Raw genomic sequence first — 23,887 nt, 5'->3', positions numbered from 1 at the left:
TTGCGGCAGCGGACCTGCCCGCGAACAGGTCAGGACAGACGGCATCCATCTCGGTACTGTATAAGCATCGATTGGTCACTCCATGGAAGGAAAACCGCTGATGAAAACCTTCGACCGCTGCCTGCTTTGCTGCGGGCTGATCACACCGTTCTGGCTGCTGCTTGGCGTTTGGTTCACCGCCCAAGCATACCCGGGCTACGATCATCTGCAGCAGGCCATGAGCCAGCTCGGCGCGGAGGGTGCCCCAACCCAACGCTGGTCACCCCTGCTCAACAACTTCCCCCTCGCTGTGCTGTTTACCCTGTTCGCCTGGGGCCTGGCGCGGCGCTGGCGGGGCTCGAAGCTCGCCCTTGCCAGCGCCGCACTGGTACTGCTGCATGGGCTCGGCAGCGTGGGCACCGGCTTTTTTCCCTGCGATCAAGGCTGTGCGCCTGCGCACCCCTCCCTGTCTCAGCAACTGCATAACGTGTCCGGCTTGCTGATGTTTCTCTCGTTGACCCTGGCCAGTGCGCTTTGGGTATGGGCCGGCAAAGGCGTGGCCGGCTCGCGCGCGCTGGGGGCATTTTCACTGGCTTGTGTAGTGGCTGCGATAGCCAGTGCCACACTGATGGTCCAGGCGGCCCAGAACGGTCAGTTATTCGGCCTGTACCAACGCCTGAACTATACCGTCTCGGTGGTCTGGGTAGCCGGGCTTGCCCTCTACTGCCTGCGGCCGACGCTGGCAAATCGCCTGCGCATCGCCACCACCTGACCTGCAACGTGCTGGCCCCCAGGCACTTGAAGCGAAGGCAAACTCCTTTTTCCTTCAGATGCTTAGGACAGCAACATGCGAGTATTTCTAGCAATGGTGGCCGGCTGCTTGCTGGCCACGACTGCCTTCGGCGCCCAGGCCAGAGCGCTGAGCCAGAACGACCGCCATGTTTGTGGCTGGGGGTCGCAGATCGCCGCCGAGGCCCAGCAGGCCAAGCTTTCCGGTGTGACCTTGTACGCCACGCGCAAGAAACTACAAGTACGCCGGTTCGCCAAACCATGGATGCGCATGACCGCCTTCGGCATCACTGAACAGACCTACAATAGCCGCTCGCGGCTCAAGCCGGCAGCCATCAAGCAGACCTACTATGAGCAGTGCGTGCAGCATGCAGTTGCAAAGCGATAGAATCTATATATATCAATAACTTATATAGTTCATTTAATGCTTTGCCTGGAACAGGCCAGCCCTAGCGCCGCCATGGCGGGCCCTCCTTGAACTGATCCGTGACCCATGCCTTGAACGCCCCCAACGAGGCCGTGTTCAAGCGTGCCGATGGTCGCACCAGATAGATCCCGGCCGCCGCATCCAACTCCCATTGCGCAAGTACCCGCAGCAGGCGACCGGCGGCCAGGTCCTCGCCCATCAACCAGTCACCGCCAGCGAGGATGCCCACGCCACGGCGCGCCGCCTCTAACAGGGCTTCGTTGTCATTGCCGCGCAATGACCCACTGATCTTCACACTCACCTGATGGTTTCCACGGGTGAGCCGCCATTCAGGAAATGATCGTAAGCCACTGAACCCCAAGCAATTATGTTTCGACAAGTCTTCTGGTTTTGCCGGTTCGCCCTGGCGCGCCAAGTAGTCCGGCGAGGCACAGAGGATGCGTACGTGGTCACAAAGCTTGCTGGCCACCAGGCGGTTGTCGGCCAGTTCACCGATGCGTATGGCGGCATCAAAACCTTCCCCGACCAGGTCGACGAAGCGGTCGGCATACTCGGCTTCCAGGGTCACCTGCGGATGGGCCAGGACAAAGTCCGCCAGCATGCCGCTCAACCAACGCCGTCCCATCGCCGCAGGTAGGGCCAGGCGCAGGCGCCCGCGCACCGACGCCGCACCCTCGGTGGCCTCCTGCTCTGCCTCTGTTATCAGCCGGCTGGCCTCGCGCACTCGCACCACCAGGCGTTCGCCCTCATCGGTGAAGCGCAGTTGCCGAGTGGTGCGTTCCACCAGGCGAATGCCAAGGCGCTGTTCCAGTGCGCTGAGGCGTTTGGACAGTACCGTGGGGTGGCGTGCCAACTGCCGGCCGGCGGCCGAGAAAGAGCCCTGCTCGTGCAGGGCCAGCAAGGTGGCGAGTTCATCGGCGCGGCGGCTGTCAAAGGCGTCCATGGCAAGGCTCTGTGGCTGGGTCAGTCAGGTGGTGAGAATCAGCGCCCCTTCCGACAGCCCCTGCTCCAGGTCTTCGTGGGCCCTGGCTGCTTCGGCCAACGGATAGCGGCGCCATACCCGTGGCTGGATGATACCTTCGGCGACCGCCGACAGCACGTCGCCTGCGCGCTGCTGGTACTCCTCCACTGTGCGGGTATGGGCGGCCAGCGATGGCCGGGTCACGTACAACGAGCCTTTAGCGTTGAGGGTGCCAACCTCGATCGCTGCCGGGGTGCCCGTGGTCGCCCCGAACGATACCAGCAGCCCACGCAGGCGCAGGCTGTCCAGGGACGCTTGCAGCGAGACCTTGCCGACACTGTCATACACCACATCGACCCCTTGGCCCCGGGTGAGTTCATGCACCTGACCAGCCAGCGTCGCAGCATCGAATACCAGCACATGGTGGCAACCCGCTGCCTGCGCGCGCGCCATGCTTTGTGGTCGGGATACCACGCCAATCACCGTTGCGCCCAGGTGCCGCGCCCACGGTACCATCAACTGGCCGAGCGCACCGGCGGCGCCATAAAGCAGTATCTGGGTGCCGGGCCCGATCGGGTAAGTCGTCTTGAGCAGGTATTGTGCGGTGATCCCCTTGAACAGGATGGCAGCGGCAGCTTCATCGCTTACCTCGTCCGGCAGATGCACCAGACGCTCGGCAGGATACAACCGGGCGCTCGCATAGCCGCCCACAGGGCCTGTGGCATAACCGACACGGTCGCCGACCTGAACATTGTGTACACCCTCACCCGTCGCGACGACGCGCCCGGCACCTTCCAGGCCTAGCCCCGATGGCAGTAGCAGCGGCGCACCGCCTTGGCGCTGCAGCACATCCAGCGGATTGACGCCTATGGCAGTTTGCTCCAGCCAGACCTCGCCAGGCCCTGGCCGTTGGATTTGCAGGGGCTGCAGGCGCATGACGTCAGTAGCGCCGGTAGCGCTCAACACAATTCGGGTCGTCATGTTCGATTCCTTGAGGGAGTGGAAGACCGACTCAGGCTAATTAGTCGGCAGGAATCGAACAATCGGCTTGGGTGCAGATGATTCCTGCACCCAATGAAGCAAAGTGTTTTCAGCAGCCCGTCAACACCGCTGGCCGGCGCTCACCGGCAAAGAACAATGGGCGCAGACGCACGCCAATGATGTTTCCGGTGTAGGCGGCAACCAGCCATAGCCAGCCATGCACGCTACCCGAAGCGATGCCGCTGAAGTAGGCGCCAATGTTGCAGCCATAGGCCAGGCGCGAACCGTAGCCCAGCAGCAGGCCACCGATCACTGCGGCTACCAGCGAGCGAAGCGGGATGTTCAGGCTCGGGGCAAAACGCCCCGCTAGGCCAGCCGCCAGCAGCGCCCCCAGCACGATGCCAAGGTCCATGACGGTGGTCACGTCTTGCCACAACGGCGCTGCCAGCGCCTTGGCGTTGGCCGGCGCCTGCCAGAACACCCAGCTGCCGACGTCTACACCCAGGCTGGAGAGAGTCTTGGCGCCCCACAGGGCAAATGCGGAGGTAATGCCCCACGGGCGCCCGGCCAAGGCCAAGGTGGCGTAGTTCAGCAAGGCCAGGGCAATAGCGCCCCACAGCAACGGCCATGGGCCACGCATGAAGCGTCGCAGGCCCTGGTGTTCACTGCTCACGGGGGCTTCCAGAGCGCCATGGCGGCGCTTTTCCAGTACCACCGTGGCCCAGGCGATCAGCGCGAACACCGCCACGCTGGCCAGCAGCGCCGGCGCTACCCCCCAGGCCTGGACGATCGAGGTAGCCGGCAACGATGGCAAGGCGAACCACCAGTCGGCATGGTGCGTGGCAGTAACCGAGCCGATGATGAAGAACAGCAGCGTCACCAGCATTCTGGCGTTGCCCCCGCCGACGGTGAACAGCGTGCCCGAGGCACAACCGCCGCCCAGTTGCATGCCGATACCGAAGATAAACGCGCCAAACACCACGGAAACCCCGGCTGGCGCCACCAGCCCGGTCACCGGGTTACCAAACAGGCTGCCAGCCGACAACGCCGGGAAGAACAGCAGCACGGCCAGGGTCAGCATGACCATCTGCGCACGCAGGCCGGCGCCCCGTCGTTCGTTGATGAATACGCGCCAGGCCGAGGTAAAACCGAACGCTGCGTGGTAAAGCGTCAGCCCCAGAGCGGCGCCGAGGATCAGCAGCAGTACCTGCTTGAAACCGGCGTTGAGGTTTAGGAACCAGGCACCAGCCAGCAGCAGGGCCAAGGCAATCAAGGGGGCGCCCAGGCGGCGCGGTTCGGGTGTTGCGGTTGCGGAAAGACCCATCGGAATGCTCGGATTACTGTAAAACGGGGGGCGATTATAGCGCCGGGGTTCGATCAATGCTGCTTTGGGTGGCTTTCATCTGTGGCAGGGGGGCTGCCCGCTCAGCAGTGCGCACATCTGTTAGGCTGATACGAAGCCCCCAAAAGCCACCCTGGCCATTCGCACCATGGATGAACTGCGCAAGATCGACCTCAACCTGCTGCTGGCCCTGCATGCACTGCTCAGCGAAAAACACGTGACCCGCGCTGCCATCCGCCTGCACCGCAGCCAACCGGCAGTCAGCCATGCCTTGGCGCAACTGCGCGCACATTTCGACGACCCGCTGCTGATCCGCCAGAACGGCCACATGGCCCTGACCGCACGCGCCCAGTCCCTCATCAAACCCTTGCAGGACGCGCTGGGCAGCCTCAACAGCCTGCTGGCCACACCACGCTTCGACCCGGCTCTGGCTCAGCGCAGGTTCCGCCTGTCGTTGTCCGATTACGCCTCGCGGATCATCCTGCCGCCACTGGTCCGTCACCTGCGACAGGCAGCACCGGGCGTGGACCTTGCCATCAGCCAGGCCAGCCGCGAGGCGATGATGGCGCAGTTGCTCGATGGCGAACTCGACCTCGCCTTGGGCATCTTCCCCGAGCTGCCGCAGGGCATTACCGCGCAGACACTGTTCGAGGACAGCTTCGTCAGCATCGCCGACCGTCAGGTGCTGCCAGCCAAAGGTGGCCTTGCACTGGATGACTGGCTGGCACGGCCGCACGTGCTCATGGCCATGCGCCCGGACGCCCATGACGAGATCGAGCGCGCGCTGGGTGAACGGGGCCTGCGCCGGCGCATCGCCCTGGCGCTCCCGCACTGGAGCGCCGCCGTCGAAGTGCTCGGCGGCACCGACCTGATCCTTACCGTGGCCAAGCGAGCGGTGGGCCCGATGCGCCCACATAAGGGCCTGCGCCAGTTCGCACCACCCTTGGCAATTCCAAACCTGGCCTATCAGCAGGCTTGGCACACCAGAAAAGACAGCGATCCAGGGCATCGCTGGCTGCGGGAGACAGTCTGGGCCTGTTGCCAGCCCGGCCGCTGATCAGGCTTCGGGCTGTTTGACGATAGCCGCCTTGCCAGTCGCCGGGCTTGCGGCCCAGGTGCTCTGCACCAGGAACACCCCGACGAGTATCAGAACCACCCCCGCAAGCCTTGGCAGGCTCACCGGTTTGCTGGCAACGCCCATCAGCCCGAAATGGTCGACAATCACCGACGTCAGAATCTGCCCCGCCACCACCAGCACCAGAAAGCCCGCGGTTCCAAGCTTAGGAGTCAAGGCGGCGGCAGCGGCTACGTACAGTGCGCCAAGCACCCCGCCGATCCACAGCCACCATGGGCCTTGCAGTGCTTTGCCCAGGTCGGGCAGCGGTACCCGCAGGATCAGCAAGGCCGCGATGACCACCACAGAACTGACCGTCAATGACGTGAAGGCGCCCCAAAGCCAGTGCCCGAGCGCACGACCAACGGCCGCGTTGCTGGCGGCCTGGTAGGGCAGCACGACTCCGGCGAGCAGCGCCAAAACCAAGGGAAGAAAAGCAATAAGCAGGGCCTTGTTAGGCATAGGTGCACTCAGCTGAAGACAGGGTCGGTACATCATCCGCAAATCCACAGAGGTTATGGAAATCGAAATCCTGCACTCAGATTATTCGCCACATGGATGATGGATACCGATCTATGATCGCCGGCCTTTTCGCGGGGTCGCCCGCGAAAAGGCCGGCGAGAGGTCAGCGGGATGTCTCGATCCGCAGTACTTCGGTGTAGATCGCATCGACCGTCTGGTCGACCTTGAGGTTTTTCATTCGGGCCTGCAGTTCAGGGTCCTCGACCTTGACCACCTGCAACTTGCCTTCCGGCGGTAGCAGGCTCACCTCATGGGTCTTGAGGTCGATCTTCTTGATCTGCGACGTTACCCGCACCTGGCGGAATGCCTCGCCGCCCGGGTTGGGGTTGTCCTTGGTGGCGCGGATGGTTCCAGACTCATCGCTGGCTTTGGGCGCCCCGCCCACCTCTGTGTTGAGTACATAGGCCACCGCACGGGTCACGTAGATATCGACCTGGTCACCGACTTTTAGGTTGGGCAGCGCCTTGGCCTTTTCCGTGAGCTGGAACGTCACGTCCTTGTCGTCAGGACCTTTGACCGTGACCTGCCGGTTGGCCTGGTCGATGGCGGTGACCTGTGTGGTCACATGACTTTCCAGTGCTTCACTGGCAATGGGTATATCGGCAGCCTGCACCGTGTAACTGGCGGTACCGACGAGCGTGGCAAGCGCAACAGCGCGAGCGAGTGTACAAAGAGCATTCATAGGCCTGCTTCCCTGTGGTCAAGACCGGACAGGCGCGTGAACGCTTCACGCGCCGCTCCTACACCATAGCTGGACTTACCGATTGCGCGTGACCCGCCATACGGTATTGGCCAAATCATCGGCGATGATCAGTGCCCCGCGAGGGTCAACCGTCACACCGACCGGCCGGCCACGAGTCTTGCCATCCTCGGTCCGGAAACCGGTGGCGAAGTCGATCGGTTCGCCGGCAGGCTTGCCATTGCTGAACGGCACGAAGATCACCTTGTAGCCCACAGGGTTTGGCCGGTTCCAGCTGCCGTGCTCGCCCACGAACACGCCGTCGGCAAAGCGCTCGCCCATGGCCGGTATGGAAAAGTCCACGCCCAGCGCGGCCACATGCGAACCGAGGCTGTAATCGGGCTTGATTGCGGCAGCCACCTTGTCCGGGTTCTGCGGTTTCACCCGCTCATCGACGTTCTGCCCCCAGTAGCTGTACGGCCAGCCATAGAAGCCACCTTCACGCACCGAAGTGAGGTAGTCCGGCACCAGGTCCGGGCCCAGCTCATCGCGTTCATTGACCACGGTCCACAGCTGCCCGCTGCCAGGCTGGATGGCCAGCGCCGTCGGGTTACGCAAGCCGGTAGCGTACGGCTTGTGCGCGCCGGTGGCAGCGTCGATTTGCCAGACCATGGCGCGATCGACTTCGGCCTCCATCCCGCGCTCGGTGATATTGCTGTTCGAACCGATACCCACATACAGGTAACGGCCATCGGGGCTGACGGTCAGCGCCTTGGTCCAGTGATGATTGATCTCGGCCGGCAGGTCGGTGACTTTGGTCGGCGGGCTGCCGGCCTGGGTCTGGCCGTCCTGGTAGTCGAAACGTACCAATGCGTCCTGGTTGGCCACGTACAGCTTGCCATCGGCAAAGGCCAGGCCATAAGGCGCGTTGAGGTTTTCGGCAAACACCGTCTGCACCTCATAGGTGCCATCGCCGTCGGCGTCGCGCAGCAGGGTCAAGCGGTTGCCGCCCTTGACCTGGGTATTGCCTTTGGCTTTGATCTGGCTGGCGATGACGTCCTTGGGCTTGAGCTTGGCTGCACTGCCGCCGCGGCCTTCGGCCACCAGGATGTCACCGTTGGGCAGTACCAGGCTCTGACGCGGAATTTTCAGGTCAGTGGCAATGGCTGTGATGCTGTAACCCTCAGGTACGGTCGGCTTCTGCTCGCCCCAGTGTGCGGGCTGGGCGATCTTCATGCTCGGCAACAGGCCACGCTCGGGGGCCGGCAGTTTCGGGTCGGGGCCCAGGGCCTGGGTAGCCTCACCTTCCCCACCGCAGGCGCTCAACAACAGCGCTACACTCAATACAGGCAATGCATGCAAAGGTTTCATGCCGCACCTCCCGAACGCAGGTTGCTCATACCCAGCCAGGCCGCCACGCAGGCCAGCACGGTCACGATCAGAGACAACACCAGGCCCGCGGGCATCACTGCCCAGGCGTCCTTGGCGTGCTCGAAGGCATTGACCAGCCCTAATATCCAAGTCACCAGCAACAGCAGAAAGTACAGCGTTGGCCGCCCGCCCTTGCGCTCGGCGCGGACCAGGTTGGCCAGCGCGAACAGCAACGTCAGCCCGCAGAACAGCAGGCCGCCGGCAATCAACCAGGAGGCGAAGTTGCTCCACTGGATCTGGTAGCTCTTGAAGTAGGCTAGGTCACTCAGCAATGCGCCAAGAAACAGCGGGACCGTGCCGGCCAGCAGGATTGCGTGCAGCGGGCTGGGCGTGCATCGGTAGAGGGTTTGCTCGGTAGCGGTCACGGCGCCTCCTTACTCAGTCAGTGACCCGGGGCTGGCGGACAGGCGCGAGTGCCCGGTCCGTCAGGCGTGCGCGGGGTGCGCTTAGCAAAGGATCACCTTGACGTCCGGTTAGTTCACCGCTTGGCTTGATAGAAATATCCTGAAAGACTTCACCCCCCTTCCCACCTGAGGCAAATGGCATGAGCGCTGATAGAGCACGACCTTACGCGTTGTGGGCCGCACATGCCCTGCTTGGCCTCAGCATGGCGCTGACCGCCGGATGTTCGAACAAGCACAGCCAGGCTCGCTACCAGACAGCGGCATTGGGCTCGAACTGTTTCGCCAAGGCCGTGCCCACTACGGGAGAAGGCGGCCTGGCGTGGGGCGATACCTTGAGCATGGCCCGCCACAAGTCGATGAACAATTGCATCCGCTATGCCGGCCGCTCCGGCGGAACGCCCAGGACCTGCCAGGTGGTCATGGCCAAGTGCAAGAACTAGCGGCTGCCGGGTTCCGCCCCCTCAAGCCGGGCGTCCAGCACGGCTTCCAGATCCGCCAGTTCGATTTCCCCGCCGGCCTCCAGCAGCGCACACCGTTTTGTACAGTCGATGATCACGCGTATGCCGTCGCGCGCGCGGTGGCTTGGGTACTTGCGCAATGCCAGTTCGACGGTCGAGCCGCTATGCCAGGTGCTGACGTCCGCTGACCAACAGGCATCCTGGAAGCTCAGCAGGCAAGTGCCTTGGTGGGTATCGAGAACACGCGGGGAATAGACCCAATGCGTATTTCCAGCCTCCCATGGCCTCACCATTACCCGGTAGTGGTCATCCGCTGAGCGGGACTGCACCTCGTCTTCGACTGCAGGCTGGCCGTTGGCGGCCACGTAGCGGTCGAAAGCATTGACCTGTCCCGCCGTACGGCAGCCTGCCTGGTAATACGCCACGTGCTGTCTGTAGCCGGCAAACTCGGCGGACTGGGCACCATCGGCGAAGAGAGAGGTGATGGCAGCGCTCTGCACCAGCCAATACACCTCATCCGAACCTTCGTGGGCTTTGCTGCTACCCAAGGTAATTGCCTGGCCCAGCAGTTCGCTGGCCAGGCGCCGGCCAACCTCGCGCAATGCGCCATCGGCCAGCGGCGCAGGGTTTTTCCCTGCTTGCGCCATGAAGGCCGAATAGCGCAGGTACAGTGGCTCACCAATCAGGCCAGGTGCGGGGTAATCGGGAAGAGGCAGGTCGAGCGGTTCGAACACCCGATTACGCGGCAGCCATGCCAGGTTCTGCTGAGCACGCGAAGGCTCAAAGGCAGGTTCGCAGGCCACATGTTTACCTGACCAGCCCGCGAGGCAGTTTTTCAGGCGATTGAAGAAGTTTGTCACCAGAACGTCCTTGAAGGTGCCAGGGCTTGCATGCTACTCCAGATGAACGCTTGCCTGTACGACCTCTTCGCGGGTGAACCCGCTCCGGCCCCAATCGCTGCGGTCTGCTAGCGGGAGCAACCCGCGAAGAGGCTCGCAATCAACGTTTCATGATCACGACTTCAAGGTAATCACTGGGCACCACAAGCGACGAAGCCCCAGCAAGGTTGCTCTCGTTCAACAATTGAGTCAGATCGCTCTCCAGCGCCGCCGAAGCATCTGCCGACTACGCCGCAAAGGCTTTATGCACCGGGCCATACCAAGTGCGGAACACCTCGATGAAGTGCGCTGGCGAACGATAGCGAAAGTTGAACTGCTGGCACCTGACATCCATGGCGCCGATTTCGCCGTCAAACATTGCGCGCAGTTGCTCTTCATCGCCCCAGCGCGACGGCGGCAAGGCGCCAGCCGGTGGCGGCACATGCCGACCGAGGGTCTTGAACATCTGGCCGACGAAGCCCTGAGGTGTCCAGTTAGCCAGGCCTACCCTTCCGCCGGAGCGGCAAACGCGCGCAAGCTCCCGAGCCGCCTGCGCCTGGTCGGGGGCGAACATCACGCCGAAGGTCGAAACAACGGCATCGAAGGTAGCGTCTTTGAACGGCAAGGCCTCGGCATCGGCCACCTGGAATTCCACATTCAGATGTTCGGCACGAGCGCGATCCTCTGCGCGCTTGAGCAGCTCGGGCACGTAGTCGGTGGAAATGACCCGGCACCCGCGCCGAGCGGCGGCCAGAGTGGCGTTACCGTTGCCTGCAGCAACATCCAGCACCTGCTCGTCCCAGCGAAGGTCACAGGCTTCGGCCAGCCGTTCACCCACCAGTTGCAAGGTAGTGCCGATCACCGCGTAGTCACCGCTGGCCCACGCAGCCTGCTGGCGGGCCTTCAATGCGTTGGTGTCCAGTGGGTTGCTCATGCTCTGCGCCTTCTTGTTCTGTGCGCGGCCGAGGTCCTTCTGACGGTCTATGCGCCGTGGTGTGTAGTGTGGTGGCCTGCTCCGACCACCATTGAGCTAAACGCTGATGAACAGATGCAGCAAGCAGTAATGCCTGACGGGCAATACGCATTGGCAATAGCATCAAGGCCGTTGCGTACTATCCAAGTGTAAAGGGGCGCTAAGCGCCCCCTCCAGACTCGTCACACCGCCTTGGCCCGTGCGGCATGCAGTTTCTTGTAGCTCTCGATCAGGCGCAGGTGGCGGTCCAGCCCCTCCAGCTTCATGCTGGTCGGGGTCAGGCCATGGAAGCGCACGCTACCGTCCACCGAACCCAGCACTGCATCCATGCGCGGGTTGCCGAACATGCGGCGGAAATTGGCCTCGTAGTCATCCATCTGAAGCTCGTCATCCAGCACCACTTCCAACACAACATTCAGGGCCTGGTAGAACAAACCGCGCTCGACAGTGTTGTCATTGAACTGCAGGAACGCCTCGACCAGTTCTTTGGCGTCCTCGAAACGCTTCAGCGCCAGGCAGATCAGCAGTTTCAACTCAAGGATGGTCAGCTGGCCCCACACCGTGTTCTCATCGAACTCGACACCGATCAGCGTGGTGATGGTGGTGTAGTCGTCCACCTCACAGTTGTCCAGGCGCTTTAGCAGCGCCCGCAGTGCACGGTTGTCCAGGCTATGCAGGTTGAGGATGTCGGCACGGAAGCCCAGGGCACGGTTGGTGTTGTCCCAGATCAGGTCCTCGACCGGGTAGATCTCCGAGTAACCCGGTACCAGGATGCGGCAGGCGTTGGCGCCGAGGTTGTCGTACACAGCCATGTACACCTCTTTGCCCATGCCCTCGAGGATGCCGAACAGGGTCGCGGCTTCCTGGAGGTTGGAGTCTTCGCCATGGCCGGAGAAGTCCCACTCGACGAACTCGAAGTCGGCCTTGGCGCTGAAGAAGCGCCACGACACCACACCACTGGAGTCGATGAAGTGCTCGACGAAGTTGTTCGGCTCGGTCAGCGCGTGGCTTTCGAAGGTCGGCTGCGGCAAGTCGTTGAGCCCCTCGAAACTGCGGCCCTGCAGCAGTTCGGTAAGGCTGCGTTCCAGCGCCACCTCAAAGCTTGGGTGCGCGCCGAACGAGGCGAACACGCCACCGGTACGCGGGTTCATCAGGGTCACGCACATGACCGGGAATTCACCGCCCAGCGACGCGTCCTTGACCAGCACCGGGAAGCCCTGCTCTTCCAGCCCCTGGATGCCTGCGACGATGCCTGGGTACTTCGCCAGCACCTCCTGCGGCACATCCGGCAGGCACAGCTCGCCCTCAAGGATTTCACGCTTCACGGCCCGCTCGAAGATCTCCGACAGGCACTGCACCTGAGCTTCAGCCAGGGTGTTGCCCGCGCTCATGCCGTTGCTGAGGAACAGGTTTTCGATCAGGTTGGACGGGAAGTACACCACCTGGCTGTCCGACTGGCGCACGAACGGCAGCGAACAGATGCCACGCGCGGTATTGCCCGAGTTGGTGTCATACAAGTGCGAACCGCGCAGCTCGCCGTCCGGGTTGTAGATCTGCAGGCAGTATTCGTCGAGGATCTCGGCTGGCAGCGCGTCCTTGGGCCCCGGCTTGAACCACTGCTCGTTGGGGTAGTGCACGAACGGCGCGTTGGCGATGTCCTCGCCCCAGAACTGGTCGTTGTAGAAGAAGTTGCAGTTCAAACGCTCGATGAACTCACCCAGCGCCGAGGCCAGCGCGGCCTCTTTGGTCGAGCCCTTGCCGTTGGTGAAGCACATCGGCGACTGCGCATCGCGCACGTGCAGCGACCACACGTTCGGCACGATGTTGCGCCACGAGGCGATCTCGATCTTCATGCCCAGCCCGGCAAGCAGCCCCGACATGTTGGCGATGGTCTGCTCCAGCGGCAGGTCCTTGCCGGCGATGTAGGTGGTGGTGTCGGCCACCGGCATGAGCAGGCCCTGGGCGTCGGCATCAAGGTTGTCCACCTGCTCGATGATGAACTCGGGACCGGTCTGTACCACTTTTTTGACCGTGCAGCGGTCGATGGAGCGCAGGATGCCCTGCCGGTCCTTCTCAGAGATGTCTTCCGGCAGTTCGACCTGGATCTTGAAGATCTGGTTGTAGCGGTTCTCAGGGTCGACGATGTTGTTCTGCGACAGGCGGATATTTTCGGTAGGGATATCCCGGGTCTGGCAGTACAGCTTGACGAAATAGGCGGCGCACAGGGCCGATGAGGCAAGGAAATAGTCGAACGGCCCCGGGGCCGAGCCATCGCCTTTGTAGCGGATCGGCTGGTCGGCGATCACCGTGAAGTCGTCGAATTTGGCTTCAAGACGAAGGTTGTCGAGAAAGTTGACCTTGATTTCCATGCGGGAACACCGTGATTTAAGCGTGCAAAACGAAATTGGCCGGCATTATCCGGTTTTTTCGGCTGGAAGTCCTGTTTGTCTGTACGGCTGACGGCTGCGGCACTTGATTGCGCATTTCACCGGATTGCTTGCCTGATTCTCTGAACCTGCAGTACACGGCAGGCCACCGCTCATACCGCTGTGCTAGCGTTTGCGATTGGGGAACAACGTATTCCCTGCAAGACAGCACACAATCACAACCGATGATCAGCAGGTGAGCCATGGAACTTCGAATCAACCAGAAGACCTACCAGGTCGAGGCCGACGCCGACACGCCGTTGCTGTGGGTGATCCGCGACGACCTCGGCCTGACCGGCACCAAATACGGCTGCGGCCTGGCACAGTGCGGCGCCTGCTCGGTGCTGGTGGACGGCAATGTGGTGCGCGCCTGTGTCACGCCGGTGGCCGGGGTGGTCGGGCGTGAAGTGACCACAATCGAAGCCATCGAGACCGATGAGGTGGGCAAGCGCGTGGTGGCGGCGTGGGTCGAGCATCAGGTGGCCCAATGCGGTTACTGCCAGTCGGGGCAGGTGATGGCGGCCACCGCGCTGCTCAAGCACGCCCCGCAACCGAGCGATGCGCAAATCGATGCAGCGATGGTCAACCTGTGCCGCTGCGGCACCTATAACGCCATCCATGCCGCCATGCACGAACTCGCCCAAGGGGAGAAGGCCTGATGAATACGCCTGTCGATACCTCTGCGGTGCTGCTCGACCTGCCGCCGGGCGAAACGGTCAACCTGTCGCGTCGGCGTTTTCTCGCCGGTACCGCCGTAGGCGCCCTGGTCCTTGGCTTTGGCCTGCCGCTGGGCGTCAGCCGGGTCCAAGCGGCGACGGCCGCCGCCCAGGAACGCGGCACCCAGGTACCTGCATTCCTGGAAATCCGCCAGGACGGCACGGTACGCCTGCTCTGCCCGTTCATGGAAGGCGGCCAAGGCACCTACACCGCCATGGCGCAGATCGTCGGCGAAGAACTGGACGCGGACCCTGCCACGTTCGTGGTCGACAGTGCCCCGCCGGGCGAAGCCTATGTAGTGATGGAAAACGGCATGCGTATCACCGGCGGCAGCATGTCGGTGCGCATGAGCTACCCGACCATGCGCCGCCTTGGCGCCCTTGCCCGGGCCATGCTGCTAGAGGCCGCAGCCGAGCAATGGGGCGTACCGGTGAGCGAGCTGTCCACCGAACCTGGCAAGGTGCTACACGCCGCTTCGGGCCGTTCGCTTGCCTATGGCGAACTGGCTGAACGGGCCATGGACCTGCCGGTACCGGACCCAGCAGGCATCAAGCTGCGCGACCCCAGCCAGTTCCGCTGGATCGGCAAGCCGGTGCGCCGTGTCGATGCCTACGACAAATCCACCGGCAAGGCGCTCTACACCATCGACATCAAGCTCGACGGCATGCTCCAAGCCGCCGTACAGCACGCCCCGCGCCTGGGCATGACCGTGGGCAGCCTGCGCAACGAAGCTCAGGTCAAGGCCATGAAAGGCGTGCACTCGGTGCATCAACTGCCAGGCGCGGTTGCCGTGGTGGCCGAACGCTGGTGGCACGCCAAGCGTGCGGTCGAGGCGCTTCAGGTGGACTGGCAGGAGCCGGGCGCCGACAGCAAAGTACGCGCGATGCCCGCCGACTTCTCCAGCGATGCCTGGCGCGAGCACCTGGCCGCTCAGACAGGCCCTGCCAGAGACGACGAAAGCGAAGGCGATGTGGCCGCTGCACTGGGCAATGCCAAAACCAAGGTCGAGGCCACCTACCACAACCAGTATCTCAACCATGCCCAGCTGGAGCCGCCGTCCGCACTGGCGCGCTTCAACCCCGATGGTTCGCTGGAGGTCTGGCTGCCCAACCAGGCGCCGGACATGTTCCGTGACGACATTGCCAAACGCACCGGCCTGGATCCTGCACAGATCACCCTGCACTCGCCGCTTTTGGGCGGGTTCTTCGGTCGCCACTTCCTGTATGACTCGGCCAACCCGTACCCGCAGGCCATCCTGCTGGCCAAGGCCGTCGGCCGCCCGGTCAAGCTGATCTGGAGCCGCGAGGAAGAATTCCTGCGCGATGTGCTGCGGCCGGTAGCGGTGGTCAAGTTCCGTGCAGGGCTGGATGCCGATGGCCTGCCAGTGGCCATCGAAGCAGTGAGTGCCACAGAGGGCCCCACCGAGGCCCTGGCGGGCAAGCAAGGCGAAAAAATCGACCCTACGGCGCTCGAAGGGCTATCGGGCAAATCCTACGCCATCGCCAACAAACGCATCGCACAGATCTACGTCAAAGGCCCGGCCATGCTGGGTTACTGGCGATCGGTGGGCAACTCGCTCAACGATTTCTTCTACGAGTCCTTCCTGGACGAGCTGGCTGACAAAGGCGGCAAGGACCCCTTTGAGTTGCGCCTGCACCTGCTGCGCGACAACCCGCGCCTGACCAACCTGCTGCGAGCGGTGGGTGAATTGTCCGGTGGCTGGAAGCGCGGGCCGTTCACCGCTGAAGACGGCAGCAAGCGGGCGCGTGGTGTGGCCATGGCTTCGCCGTTCGGCTCGGAGGCCGCCGTGATCGCCGAAGTATCGATCGAAGATGGCCAGGTCAAGGTTCACGACATCTGGCAGGCGATCGACCCCGGCAGCATCGTCAACCCAGCGATCATCGAAGCCCAGGTCAACGGCGCCGTGGCCCTTGGCCTGTCGCAGACGCTGGTTGAGGAAGCGGTATACATCGATGGCAAGCCGCGCGCGCGCAACTACGACCTGTATCCGATCCTGCCTGCCTCGCGCATGGCCCGGGTGCATGTGCGCATTGTCGAAAGCGGCGCGAAGATGGGGGGCATTGGCGAGCCGCCGTTGCCTGCGGTGGCGCCAGCAGTGGCCAACGCGGTGGCGCAGCTCACAGGCCAGCGCATCCGCAGCCTGCCCATGAGCCGCCATACCTTCAGCTGACCGGACAAGGACCGCCCCATGACCCACAGTCGATTCGCAAGAGCCGCAGGCTGGCTGGCGCTGCCGTGCCTGGTCGCCGCAGGCCTGCTGGCCTGGTATGTCACCCGTGAGCCCGCTTCGCCCTTCGTCACCGAGCAAAACGCCAGCTTCGACCCGGCGCTGGTCAGCCGTGGTGAGTACGTGGCCAGGCTCAGCGACTGCGTCGCCTGCCACAGCCTGCCCGACGGCAAGCCGTTTGCCGGTGGGCTGGAAATGGCCACACCGCTGGGGGCGATACACGCCACCAACGTAACTCCCGACCCCGCGACCGGCATCGGCAATTACAGCCTTGCCGACTTCGACCGCGCTGTGCGCCACGGCGTCGCACCAGGCGGGCGGCGGCTGTACCCGGCCATGCCCTACCCTTCATATGCCAAGCTCAGCGATGACGATGTGCGGGCGCTGTATGCCTTCTTCATGAAAGGCGTACAGCCTGCCCAACAGGCGAACATCCCCAGCGATATCCCGTGGCCGTTGAACATGCGCTGGCCGATCGCACTGTGGAATGGCGTGTTCGCAGCAGACGCTCCTTATGCGGCGAAACCGGCGCAGGACGCGGTGTGGAACCGAGGCGCCTATATCGTTCAGGGACCCGGCCACTGTGGCAGTTGCCATACCCCACGGGGCCTGGCCTTCAACGAAAAAGCCCTGGATGAAGGTGGCAAGCCGTTTCTGGCAGGCGCGCTGCTCGATGGCTGGTACGCACCCAGCCTGCGTAACGACCACAACACCGGCCTGGGCCGCTGGAGCGAGGCCCAGATCGTGCAATTCCTCAAGCACGGGCGCAATCAGCATGCGGTGGTCTATGGCTCGATGACCGAGGCGTTCAACAATTCCACCCAGTTCATGAGCGATGACGACCTGGCAGCGATCGCTCGCTACCTCAAATCGTTGCCGGGCGACCCCCAACGTGATGGCGAGCCGTGGCAGTACCAGGCCGTGTCTGCCGGTGAGCGCCTGAACAGCCCTGGCGCCCACACCTACGTGACCCGCTGCGCCACGTGCCATGGCCTGGACGGCAAAGGCCAGGCAGAATGGATGCCGCCGCTGGCGGGGGCCACCTCGGCGCTGGCCAAGGAGAATGCTTCGGCGATCAACATCACCCTCAATGGCTCGCAACGGATCGTCGCCGCCGGGCTGCCGGATGCCTACCGCATGCCTGCCTTCCGCGAGCAGTTGTCGGACCAGGAGATCGCCGAGGTGCTGAGCTTTGTGCGCAGTACCTGGGGCAACCACGGCGGTGCAGTCGACGCGCAGGCCGTCAGCAAGCTGCGCGGGGATACCGACCCAGCCAGCAGCAGCCCGATCATCTTGCACATGCGCTGAGGAAACACTGTCAATGGAAAGCATCGACCTGTTGGTCCTGCGCACCACCCGTGACTGGCTCAAGGCAGGCGAGCGGGTGCTGCTGGCAACCGTAGCCCGCACCTGGGGTTCATCGCCCAGGCCTGTGGGCTCGATGATGGCCCTGCGTGGCGATGGCAGGGTCATTGGTAGCGTCTCCGGTGGCTGCATCGAGGATGATCTGGTGCACCGCTACACCAGCGCCTACAACGGCGAAAGCATGCCGGAAGGACCGCCGCGCGTGGTGCGTTATGGCGTCAGCGCCGACGAGGCTCATCGCTTTGGCCTGCCCTGCGGCGGGACCCTGGAGCTGATACTCGAGTTCAGCCCTTCATTGCCCAGCCTTGAGCAGCTGCTGCCGCTGTTGGACGCTGGCAACCTGGTCCGTCGCGAGCTGGACCTTGGCACCGGTGGCGTAAGCCTGGCCGTCACGCACGCACTGGAGCAGTTCAGCTTCGATGGCCAGCGCATGGTCAATACCCTGGGCCCCGGCTACCGCATGCTGCTGATCGGTGCCGGGGTATTGGCCGAGTACCTGGCGACCATGGCGCTGTTCAACGGCTTCAAGGTGGCCGTCTGCGACCCTCGCCGCGAATACATGGATGGCTGGAATGTCGCGGGCGTGGAGAAGATAGTCGGCATGCCGGACGACGTGGTCAGGGCCTTCGCCCCGGACCTGCGCAGCTGCATCATTGGCCTGAGCCATGACCCTAAGCTGGACGACCTGGCCCTGCTCGAAGCCTTGCACAGTACAGCCTTTTACATCGGTGTGATCGGTTCTCGGCGTAATAGCCAGCTGCGCCGCGAACGGCTGATCGAGCACTTCGGTGAGACGCAAGCCTCACTCGAACGCCTGCATGGCCCCATCGGTATCTATATCGGCAGCAAGACCCCTGCAGAGATTGCGGTCAGCGTCATGGCGGAGGTTCTTGCCATCAAGAACGGCGTTGCCTTGCCCGGCGCGGCCAATGTGACCAAGGCCAAGCGGGCCCGGGAAGCCAGTGCATGACGTGAACGTGCGCCAACGACAGCACACGCGGCCTCAATGCTGCGCGCCCGCTTGCTCCTGCTTCCAACGCTTCAGGTTCTTCGCCAGTAGCTGCCCAGGAAGCGGCCCAGAGACGATTTCCTTCATTTTCTGCGCCAGTTGCTCACGCAGCCTGGGCTGGTTGCACGGCGATGCATGGGACAGGGCCAGGTACAAACCCTCACTGGACACCGGCGGATCAAGCACCTTCAACTGCTCGTCCATACCCAGCGTGCGCGCCAGCGCCATGCCGGGGTACTGCTCATAGATCAGGTAGTCGTTGCGCTTGTGCAGCAGCTTCTCGAACGCCTGCCTGGCGCTGGGAACCGCTTCGAGCGTAAGGTTGGCCCGGGCATAGTCGTCAAACTCTTGGCCATGACTGTTGCTGACCAGGGTGCCGCCCTTGCGCCCCTTCAGGTCTGACCAGCCACGGTAAGCAAAGGCAGCGTCCAGGCGCACCCAGACAACACTTGGCGTATGCAGGAACGGCGGGCTGATGAAGTCAGCCTCCTGCTGACGCGCCTGGGTCAGGAAGTAACCGGCCATCAAGTCGATACGGCCTTTGCGCACCTGCTCCTGAGCCCGCGACCATGGCCCGCCGTAGACCACCTGCATTTTCAGACCGAGCGCCTGGCCCAGGTAGTCAAGCAGGTCGGCGTTGGCACCGATCAGTCGCTGGGGGTCGTTCGGATCGCGCCACAGGTAAGGGGGATATTCCGGATTACCGGTGGCCGTCAGTTGCCGACAGACATCCTCCGCTGCCCAGGCCTGAGGCAACAGAAACAGGGAAAGCGAAAGCAGCAAAGACCGGCCGGACCACCGCTCGACCATCTACAACCCTCGGTGCATGCGGCCTTAGGCGGCCAGCCGTGGTCGCGAAAGGCTGCCACATCCTGTGCACGTCTGCTGTACTGCTGCCCGCATGCTCTACAGAGTCTGGACGAGAATCAGCTGGCTGCCAGAAATTTATCCGGGCATGCGCGCCAAAGACCGCTTCGCCGCCGCCTGGAACACGCCGCGCAGTGCCCTGACTTGCTCTTCGGTAAGCGTTTGCGCGCAGGTCAGCCCCTGCAGGAAGCCTATGCCCCAGTTTTTGGTCTGGTCCAGTTGCTGGCGGTTTTCGGCTTCGGCGATATCGCCCAGATGGAGCGCGGCGTGGTGTTCGTAACGATCACCCAGTGCCAACTTGCGCAGTTCACCCAGAGCGACCTTGAATTCAGCGGCGGCAACATCGTCCAGGCCCAGGTGCTCATACTGAAGCAGGCTCAGACGGTCGGTGGCGGTCATCTTCGAATCTCCGTTTCTCTATAAAAGGAGCAGTTGCAGGAAAATCACCAACCAACCCGGAACGCTTCCAGGCGTCAGGTGAGAGTGGTGTGGTAATAGGGCTTGTATACCATAGGTAAGGCCCATCGCCCTAGCGGTGTGCGCCGTCCGGTTGCCTGCAGCCGCCAGGGACGATTATCGATGCAATTGTTTGGCAGACAATGAACGCGCTCTAGTGCAGCTTTGCGCTGGCAGGCGTGCAACAAAGCCGACCTGGGGGCCTTGGTCGGCTTGTACTGGTGGTTGCGGGGGTTACTTGATGAACCGCACCTGGCTATTGATCTTCTCGATCACCGCCCCCTTGCGCTCATTGAACCGCGCCTTGTTCTGCTCGAACAGGTTATTGCCCTTGGTATCAATGGAAATGATCAGCGGCCCGAACTCGCGCACGCGGTTGACCCATAAGGTTTCCGGCATGCCCAGGTCCTGCCATTCGGCGCGCTCGATCTCCTCGACCTGAGTGGCAGCGAGCACTGCGCACCCCCCCGGAAACACCGCATGCACCGCTTTGTTTTCAAGGCAGCCGGTCGTGGTTTCCGGGCCCATGCCACCTTTGCCAACGATCAGTTTGACGCCGGTTTCTTCGATGAACTGCTTCTCGAACTTTTCCATGCGCATGCTGGTGGTCGGGCCGATGGAGACCATCTCGAAGCTGCCGTCTTCCTTCTTGCGCACGATTGGTCCGGCATGGAAGATCGCTCCGCCGCGCAGGTCCACCGGCAGCTCCCGCTTGAGTTCTATAAGGCGGCGATGGGCGACATCGCGGCAGGTGACCAACTGGCCGGTCAGGTAGACCACATCGCCCACGTTGAGGCCGGCCAGGTCTTCGTCTTTGATCGGCGTGCTGAGGATCTTTTTCACAGAACTACACCCTCGTGCGAAAGAATGTCATAGGACAGGTCGGCGTTGATGCGGATCTTGCCGCGTCGATGCGCCCAGCAACCGGTCGACACGGCAACGCCGATGGTCGACGGGTGGCGTGCCGAGGACTCGATGTTCACGCCCATCACGCTGCTGTTACCGGTCAGGCCCTGCGGCCCGATGCCGATTTCGTTGAGGCCGTCCTCCAGCAGCTTCTCCATCATCGCTGCGCTTTCGTTGGGATGGCTGGAGTCGACCGGACGCAGGATCGCCCGCTTGGACAAGCGCGCCGCCGTCTCAACCGAGGTCGACACCCCTACACCGACCAGCAGCGGCGGGCAGGCATTCACGCCGCGCGAGGTGATCACGTCGAACACGAACTCGGTCACCCCTTCGTAGCCCTGCCCCGGCATCAGCACCTTCGCCGAGCCGGGCAAGGTGCAGCCTCCCCCGGCCATGTACACATCGACGATGGCGTGGTCGGCGTCGGGGATGATTTCCCAGTCCAGCCACGGGATCTTCGACCCGGTATTGGTGCCGGTATTTTTCTCGATGAAGGTTTCCACCGCGTTATGGCGCAGCGGGCCTTTGATGGTGGCCTCGCGCGTCGCGTTTTCCAGGATGCCTTCAAGTTCGCTCAGCAATGGGAAACGTGCGCCGGCAGAAATGAAGTACTGGATGACGCCGGTGTCCTGGCAACTGGGGCGGTCGAGCTTGTCGGCGTAATCCTGGTTGTCGGCCATCGAATCGTAGACCGCGATGGCCAGCGGGTTGGTTTCTGCGGCGCGCAGTTTGGCGGTCTTTTCCTTAACGTCCTTGGGCAGGCGCTTGCCGATGTAGGCGGTGAACTTGGCCATCACGTCGGTCAGCGATGACACGGCTGTTTCTTTATCCACGGTTTATCTCCTCAGTGCATCTCAAGTCAGGTCATTCTCGTCAGCCAGGTCAGGCGCCTGTCGGTGTTGTCGCCGCCTGTACGGCGGGGGTGGGCGATAAATGCTTGGTGGTTTCTGGCACCGCCTGACCGTCGAGCACCTGGGCCACGCGGGTGCTGTCCAGCGCACCGACCCACTTGGCGATGGCCATGGTGCCGACCGCATTGCCGATGGTGTTGGTGATGGCGCGGGCCTCGGACATGAACCGGTCGACGCCCAGCAGCAGTACCATCCCGGCCACTGGAATGTTGTCCATGGTCGCCAGGGTCGCGGCCAGCGTGATGAAGCCCGAGCCGGTAACGCCCGCCGAACCTTTGGAGGTGAGAAGCAGCACACCGAGGACGAGCAGCTGATCCATCAGGGTTAGCGGCGTGTTGGTAGCCTGGGCGATGAAGATGGCTGCCATGGTGTAGTAGATGCACTGGCCATCGGGGTTGAAGGTCAGGCCCGAGGGGATCACCAGGCCCACCACCGGCTTGGATACACCGACCTTCTCCAGCTTGTGCATCAGTTGCGGGACCACCGATTCGGACGAGCTGGTGCCCAGCACGGTGAACAACTCTTCGCGCAGATACTTGAGGAACTTCCACAGGCTGAAGCCCGACAGCCGCGCAATGGCGCCGAGGATGATCACCACGAAAAGGAAGCAGGTCAGGTACATGGTCGCCATCAACTTACCCAGCGACACGATCGAGCCCAGGCCATACTTGCCGACGGTAAATGCCATGGCGCCACACGCCGCCAGCGGCGCGACACGCATCACCATCCCGACGATATGGAACATGCCGTGGGAAAACGCCTCAAGCACATCGACTACCGGCTTGCCCCGCTCACCCAGGTTGGCCAGCGCGATGCCCAACAATGTCGAGAACAGTAAAATCGGCAAGATTTCATTCTTGGCGAAGGCATCGATTACGCTGCCGGGAATGACGTGCAGGAGGAAATCGGTGAACCCACCGGAACCGCTGGCGGCCGCTGCGGTGTAGGTGGAGATGGCCTTGGTATCGAGGGTGGCGGGGTCGACGTTCATGCCCTGCCCCGGCTGCACCAGGTTGACAACCACCAGTCCCAGCACCAATGCGAAGGTGGACAGCACCTCGAAGTAGATCAAGGCCCGCACGCCAACGCGGCCAAGTTCCTTCATGTTTTCCATCTTGGCGATGCCCAGCACCACCGTGGCAAAGATGATCGGTGCGAAGACCATCTTGATCAGCTTGATGAACGCGTCACCCAGCGGTTTCATGTCGGTGCCGACCTGCGGCCAGAACACCCCGAGCACAATGCCCAGCGTTACGCCTATCAGCACTTGTACGTACAGCTTGCCTATCAATCGCTTGGCCATTGCCGTCTCCGAATTATTGTTGTGGTCGGATGAATGTGGCGGCTGGGCTAGCACCAGCGTGCAGGCAGGACGCGCTTTAGCCCAGGTTACGTGCGGTTGTCACGTGGACCTAAGGTAAGCGGTTTTCAGAAGTGCGGTAATACAATTGAATTCACGTCATTGTTTACCTGAAGTTATCAGTCGGCTCGTCGTCGACTGGGTCGCGGGCCGCAACCTGGGGCTATGCTGTCTTATGCAATTCCCATTCAGTGGAGGTGTGTGATGCGTCCGTTCACAGGGAGTTTCCTGCTGGTGCTGCTTTGCGTAGCCCCGGCACTGCAGGCCCAGTCGGTAGTCCCCTTAAAAGGCCAGAGCAGCCAGCAGATGCAGCTGGATATCAATGAATGCAATACCGTGGCAGCCAACGCCGCGAACAACGCCGCAACTACCTCCAGCCCGAATGTCGGTGGCCGGGTCAAAGGCGCGGCTGTGGGGGCTGCAGCCGGTGCCGCTGGCGCGCAGGTACGCAGCAACCAGCATGAAGCGTTGTCTGACCGGGCCGGCGACGACGCCAAACAAGAGTATCGGCAGAACCGTGCTGGGGAAGTGGCCGCTGCCGGAGCGGTCGTCGGCGGTTCCCGGCAACGCCAGGATCGCCGCGAGGATCGGCGCACCGAGGATCAGGCACAGAGCTCGGCGCAGGCCAGCGCCTACAGCGGTTGCCTGCAGGGGCGCGGATATCAGGTCAATCCTTGATCTGGG

At 62.8% G+C, this 23,887-nt stretch carries 24 protein-coding genes; 9 read left to right on the top strand and 15 right to left on the bottom strand.

Going from position 1 to position 23,887, the window contains the following annotated elements:
• Positions 1–100 precede the first annotated feature (100 nt).
• Together ACW4TB_RS07765 and ACW4TB_RS07760 are read left to right on the top strand one after the other, a co-directional pair.
• Positions 101–751 carry a DUF998 domain-containing protein gene (locus ACW4TB_RS07765; protein WP_279931185.1) on the top strand — a complete coding sequence of 217 codons (651 nt, stop codon included), beginning with the start codon at positions 101–103 and terminating at the stop codon, positions 749–751.
• Between the two features lie 75 nt (positions 752–826).
• Entirely contained in the window at positions 827–1,156 is a 330-nt protein-coding gene (locus ACW4TB_RS07760) for a hypothetical protein (RefSeq protein ID WP_012314670.1), read from the top strand.
• Positions 1,157–1,217: 61 nt separating this feature from the next.
• Here the strand turns inward: ACW4TB_RS07760 and ACW4TB_RS07755 are convergent, their stop codons facing one another.
• From ACW4TB_RS07755 to ACW4TB_RS07745, 3 genes are all read right to left on the bottom strand, one after another.
• On the bottom strand, positions 1,218–2,138 hold the full coding sequence (locus ACW4TB_RS07755; RefSeq protein WP_012314671.1) for a LysR family transcriptional regulator: 921 nt from the start codon (positions 2,136–2,138) through the stop codon (positions 1,218–1,220).
• A 24-nt stretch (positions 2,139–2,162) separates the two neighbouring features.
• Positions 2,163–3,137, bottom strand: a complete 975-nt coding sequence (locus tag ACW4TB_RS07750) for a quinone oxidoreductase family protein (protein WP_279931182.1) — start codon at positions 3,135–3,137, stop codon at positions 2,163–2,165.
• A 109-nt stretch (positions 3,138–3,246) separates the two neighbouring features.
• Positions 3,247–4,461 carry a YeeE/YedE family protein gene (locus ACW4TB_RS07745; protein ID WP_012314673.1) on the bottom strand — a complete coding sequence of 405 codons (1,215 nt, stop codon included), beginning with the start codon at positions 4,459–4,461 and terminating at the stop codon, positions 3,247–3,249.
• A 166-nt stretch (positions 4,462–4,627) separates the two neighbouring features.
• Here ACW4TB_RS07745 and ACW4TB_RS07740 point away from each other — a divergent pair, with 166 nt between their 5' ends.
• The gene (locus ACW4TB_RS07740) at positions 4,628–5,536 is read left to right on the top strand and encodes a LysR family transcriptional regulator (protein WP_012314674.1); all 909 of its coding nucleotides are present in this window, start codon (positions 4,628–4,630) and stop codon (positions 5,534–5,536) included.
• Here ACW4TB_RS07740 and ACW4TB_RS07735 read toward each other — a convergent pair whose 3' ends face one another.
• The 4 genes from ACW4TB_RS07735 to ACW4TB_RS07720 all read right to left on the bottom strand — a co-directional run bounded on the left by ACW4TB_RS07735 (position 5,537) and on the right by ACW4TB_RS07720 (position 8,590).
• Positions 5,537–6,055, bottom strand: a complete 519-nt coding sequence (locus ACW4TB_RS07735; protein ID WP_254465863.1) for a DMT family transporter — start codon at positions 6,053–6,055, stop codon at positions 5,537–5,539.
• A 163-nt stretch (positions 6,056–6,218) separates the two neighbouring features.
• On the bottom strand, positions 6,219–6,797 hold the full coding sequence (locus tag ACW4TB_RS07730) for a hypothetical protein (protein WP_039601934.1): 579 nt from the start codon (positions 6,795–6,797) through the stop codon (positions 6,219–6,221).
• A gap of 75 nt (positions 6,798–6,872) precedes the next feature.
• On the bottom strand, positions 6,873–8,165 hold the full coding sequence (locus ACW4TB_RS07725) for a PQQ-dependent sugar dehydrogenase (protein WP_012314677.1): 1,293 nt from the start codon (positions 8,163–8,165) through the stop codon (positions 6,873–6,875).
• A complete protein-coding gene (locus ACW4TB_RS07720; RefSeq protein ID WP_279931174.1) occupies positions 8,162–8,590 on the bottom strand; it encodes a DUF2231 domain-containing protein in 429 nt (142 codons plus the stop codon). Before ACW4TB_RS07720 ends, ACW4TB_RS07725 begins: the two co-directional genes overlap by 4 nt.
• A gap of 179 nt (positions 8,591–8,769) precedes the next feature.
• On the opposite strand from ACW4TB_RS07720, the gene ACW4TB_RS07715 reads away from it, so the two are divergent.
• A complete protein-coding gene (locus tag ACW4TB_RS07715; RefSeq protein WP_012314679.1) occupies positions 8,770–9,069 on the top strand; it encodes a hypothetical protein in 300 nt (99 codons plus the stop codon).
• On the opposite strand, the gene ACW4TB_RS07710 is transcribed toward ACW4TB_RS07715, so the two are convergent.
• The 3 genes from ACW4TB_RS07710 to ACW4TB_RS07700 form a co-directional block, all read right to left on the bottom strand.
• Entirely contained in the window at positions 9,066–9,947 is an 882-nt protein-coding gene (locus ACW4TB_RS07710; RefSeq protein WP_279931172.1) for a hypothetical protein, read from the bottom strand. The two genes, ACW4TB_RS07715 and ACW4TB_RS07710, sit on opposite strands and share 4 nt — an antisense overlap.
• A 265-nt stretch (positions 9,948–10,212) precedes the next feature.
• Positions 10,213–10,899 (bottom strand): class I SAM-dependent methyltransferase, encoded by a 687-nt coding sequence (locus ACW4TB_RS07705; protein ID WP_455842936.1) that lies wholly within the window; start codon positions 10,897–10,899, stop codon positions 10,213–10,215.
• A gap of 221 nt (positions 10,900–11,120) precedes the next feature.
• The gene (locus ACW4TB_RS07700) at positions 11,121–13,307 is read right to left on the bottom strand and encodes an OsmC domain/YcaO domain-containing protein (RefSeq protein ID WP_279931170.1); all 2,187 of its coding nucleotides are present in this window, start codon (positions 13,305–13,307) and stop codon (positions 11,121–11,123) included.
• Between the two features lie 260 nt (positions 13,308–13,567).
• Here ACW4TB_RS07700 and ACW4TB_RS07695 point away from each other — a divergent pair, with 260 nt between their 5' ends.
• Genes ACW4TB_RS07695 through ACW4TB_RS07680 form a run of 4 tightly spaced genes read left to right on the top strand, consistent with a single transcriptional unit; the run spans position 13,568 to position 18,664 of the window.
• Entirely contained in the window at positions 13,568–14,023 is a 456-nt protein-coding gene (locus tag ACW4TB_RS07695) for a (2Fe-2S)-binding protein (protein WP_012314683.1), read from the top strand.
• Positions 14,023–16,272, top strand: a complete 2,250-nt coding sequence (locus tag ACW4TB_RS07690) for a xanthine dehydrogenase family protein molybdopterin-binding subunit (protein ID WP_012314684.1) — start codon at positions 14,023–14,025, stop codon at positions 16,270–16,272. The genes ACW4TB_RS07695 and ACW4TB_RS07690 overlap by 1 nt, the downstream gene beginning before the upstream one ends.
• A gap of 18 nt (positions 16,273–16,290) precedes the next feature.
• The gene (locus ACW4TB_RS07685) at positions 16,291–17,637 is read left to right on the top strand and encodes a c-type cytochrome (RefSeq protein WP_012314685.1); all 1,347 of its coding nucleotides are present in this window, start codon (positions 16,291–16,293) and stop codon (positions 17,635–17,637) included.
• A gap of 13 nt (positions 17,638–17,650) precedes the next feature.
• Positions 17,651–18,664: an XdhC family protein gene (locus ACW4TB_RS07680; protein ID WP_279931164.1), complete on the top strand. Its 1,014-nt coding sequence runs from the start codon at positions 17,651–17,653 to the stop codon at positions 18,662–18,664.
• Between the two features lie 33 nt (positions 18,665–18,697).
• Here the strand turns inward: ACW4TB_RS07680 and ACW4TB_RS07675 are convergent, their stop codons facing one another.
• From ACW4TB_RS07675 to ACW4TB_RS07655, 5 genes are all read right to left on the bottom strand, one after another.
• A complete protein-coding gene (locus ACW4TB_RS07675; protein ID WP_012314687.1) occupies positions 18,698–19,513 on the bottom strand; it encodes a substrate-binding periplasmic protein in 816 nt (271 codons plus the stop codon).
• Between the two features lie 135 nt (positions 19,514–19,648).
• Entirely contained in the window at positions 19,649–19,969 is a 321-nt protein-coding gene (locus ACW4TB_RS07670) for a hypothetical protein (protein WP_012314688.1), read from the bottom strand.
• 291 nt (positions 19,970–20,260) lie between these two features.
• Positions 20,261–20,869: a L(+)-tartrate dehydratase subunit beta gene (gene ttdB, locus ACW4TB_RS07665; RefSeq protein ID WP_254465867.1), complete on the bottom strand. Its 609-nt coding sequence runs from the start codon at positions 20,867–20,869 to the stop codon at positions 20,261–20,263.
• Positions 20,866–21,726, bottom strand: coding sequence for a L(+)-tartrate dehydratase subunit alpha (gene ttdA / locus ACW4TB_RS07660; protein ID WP_042112009.1), 861 nt, complete (start codon positions 21,724–21,726; stop codon positions 20,866–20,868). The genes ttdB and ttdA overlap by 4 nt, the downstream gene beginning before the upstream one ends.
• Positions 21,727–21,814: 88 nt before the next feature.
• Complete coding sequence (locus ACW4TB_RS07655) at positions 21,815–23,146, bottom strand: dicarboxylate/amino acid:cation symporter (protein ID WP_012314691.1); 1,332 nt, start codon at positions 23,144–23,146, stop codon at positions 21,815–21,817.
• A gap of 261 nt (positions 23,147–23,407) precedes the next feature.
• Here ACW4TB_RS07655 and ACW4TB_RS07650 point away from each other — a divergent pair, with 261 nt between their 5' ends.
• A complete protein-coding gene (locus tag ACW4TB_RS07650) occupies positions 23,408–23,881 on the top strand; it encodes a YMGG-like glycine zipper-containing protein (RefSeq protein WP_254465868.1) in 474 nt (157 codons plus the stop codon).
• Positions 23,882–23,887: the final 6 nt, after the last annotated feature.

This window comes from Lelliottia jeotgali (assembly GCF_977070485.1).
This window is presented reverse-complemented; position numbering and strand designations above follow the sequence as displayed.

What these genes read in the sequence shown, in the direction of transcription:
- ACW4TB_RS07700 (WP_279931170.1), bottom strand. Translation starts at nt 13,307, where the DNA reads ATGGAAATCAAGGTCAACTTTCTCGACAACCTTCGTCTTGAAGCCAAA.
- ACW4TB_RS07715 (WP_012314679.1), top strand. Translation starts at nt 8,770, where the DNA reads ATGAGCGCTGATAGAGCACGACCTTACGCGTTGTGGGCCGCACATGCC.
- ACW4TB_RS07705 (WP_455842936.1), bottom strand. Translation starts at nt 10,899, where the DNA reads ATGAGCAACCCACTGGACACCAACGCATTGAAGGCCCGCCAGCAGGCT.
- ACW4TB_RS07745 (WP_012314673.1), bottom strand. Translation starts at nt 4,461, where the DNA reads ATGGGTCTTTCCGCAACCGCAACACCCGAACCGCGCCGCCTGGGCGCC.
- ACW4TB_RS07765 (WP_279931185.1), top strand. Translation starts at nt 101, where the DNA reads ATGAAAACCTTCGACCGCTGCCTGCTTTGCTGCGGGCTGATCACACCG.
- ACW4TB_RS07695 (WP_012314683.1), top strand. Translation starts at nt 13,568, where the DNA reads ATGGAACTTCGAATCAACCAGAAGACCTACCAGGTCGAGGCCGACGCC.
- ACW4TB_RS07750 (WP_279931182.1), bottom strand. Translation starts at nt 3,137, where the DNA reads ATGACGACCCGAATTGTGTTGAGCGCTACCGGCGCTACTGACGTCATG.
- ACW4TB_RS07735 (WP_254465863.1), bottom strand. Translation starts at nt 6,055, where the DNA reads ATGCCTAACAAGGCCCTGCTTATTGCTTTTCTTCCCTTGGTTTTGGCG.
- ACW4TB_RS07730 (WP_039601934.1), bottom strand. Translation starts at nt 6,797, where the DNA reads ATGAATGCTCTTTGTACACTCGCTCGCGCTGTTGCGCTTGCCACGCTC.
- ttdA (WP_042112009.1), bottom strand. Translation starts at nt 21,726, where the DNA reads ATGGCCAAGTTCACCGCCTACATCGGCAAGCGCCTGCCCAAGGACGTT.
- ACW4TB_RS07740 (WP_012314674.1), top strand. Translation starts at nt 4,628, where the DNA reads ATGGATGAACTGCGCAAGATCGACCTCAACCTGCTGCTGGCCCTGCAT.
- ACW4TB_RS07760 (WP_012314670.1), top strand. Translation starts at nt 827, where the DNA reads ATGCGAGTATTTCTAGCAATGGTGGCCGGCTGCTTGCTGGCCACGACT.
- ACW4TB_RS07690 (WP_012314684.1), top strand. Translation starts at nt 14,023, where the DNA reads ATGAATACGCCTGTCGATACCTCTGCGGTGCTGCTCGACCTGCCGCCG.
- ACW4TB_RS07670 (WP_012314688.1), bottom strand. Translation starts at nt 19,969, where the DNA reads ATGACCGCCACCGACCGTCTGAGCCTGCTTCAGTATGAGCACCTGGGC.
- ACW4TB_RS07655 (WP_012314691.1), bottom strand. Translation starts at nt 23,146, where the DNA reads ATGGCCAAGCGATTGATAGGCAAGCTGTACGTACAAGTGCTGATAGGC.
- ACW4TB_RS07725 (WP_012314677.1), bottom strand. Translation starts at nt 8,165, where the DNA reads ATGAAACCTTTGCATGCATTGCCTGTATTGAGTGTAGCGCTGTTGTTG.
- ACW4TB_RS07680 (WP_279931164.1), top strand. Translation starts at nt 17,651, where the DNA reads ATGGAAAGCATCGACCTGTTGGTCCTGCGCACCACCCGTGACTGGCTC.
- ACW4TB_RS07650 (WP_254465868.1), top strand. Translation starts at nt 23,408, where the DNA reads ATGCGTCCGTTCACAGGGAGTTTCCTGCTGGTGCTGCTTTGCGTAGCC.
- ACW4TB_RS07675 (WP_012314687.1), bottom strand. Translation starts at nt 19,513, where the DNA reads ATGGTCGAGCGGTGGTCCGGCCGGTCTTTGCTGCTTTCGCTTTCCCTG.
- ACW4TB_RS07685 (WP_012314685.1), top strand. Translation starts at nt 16,291, where the DNA reads ATGACCCACAGTCGATTCGCAAGAGCCGCAGGCTGGCTGGCGCTGCCG.
- ACW4TB_RS07755 (WP_012314671.1), bottom strand. Translation starts at nt 2,138, where the DNA reads ATGGACGCCTTTGACAGCCGCCGCGCCGATGAACTCGCCACCTTGCTG.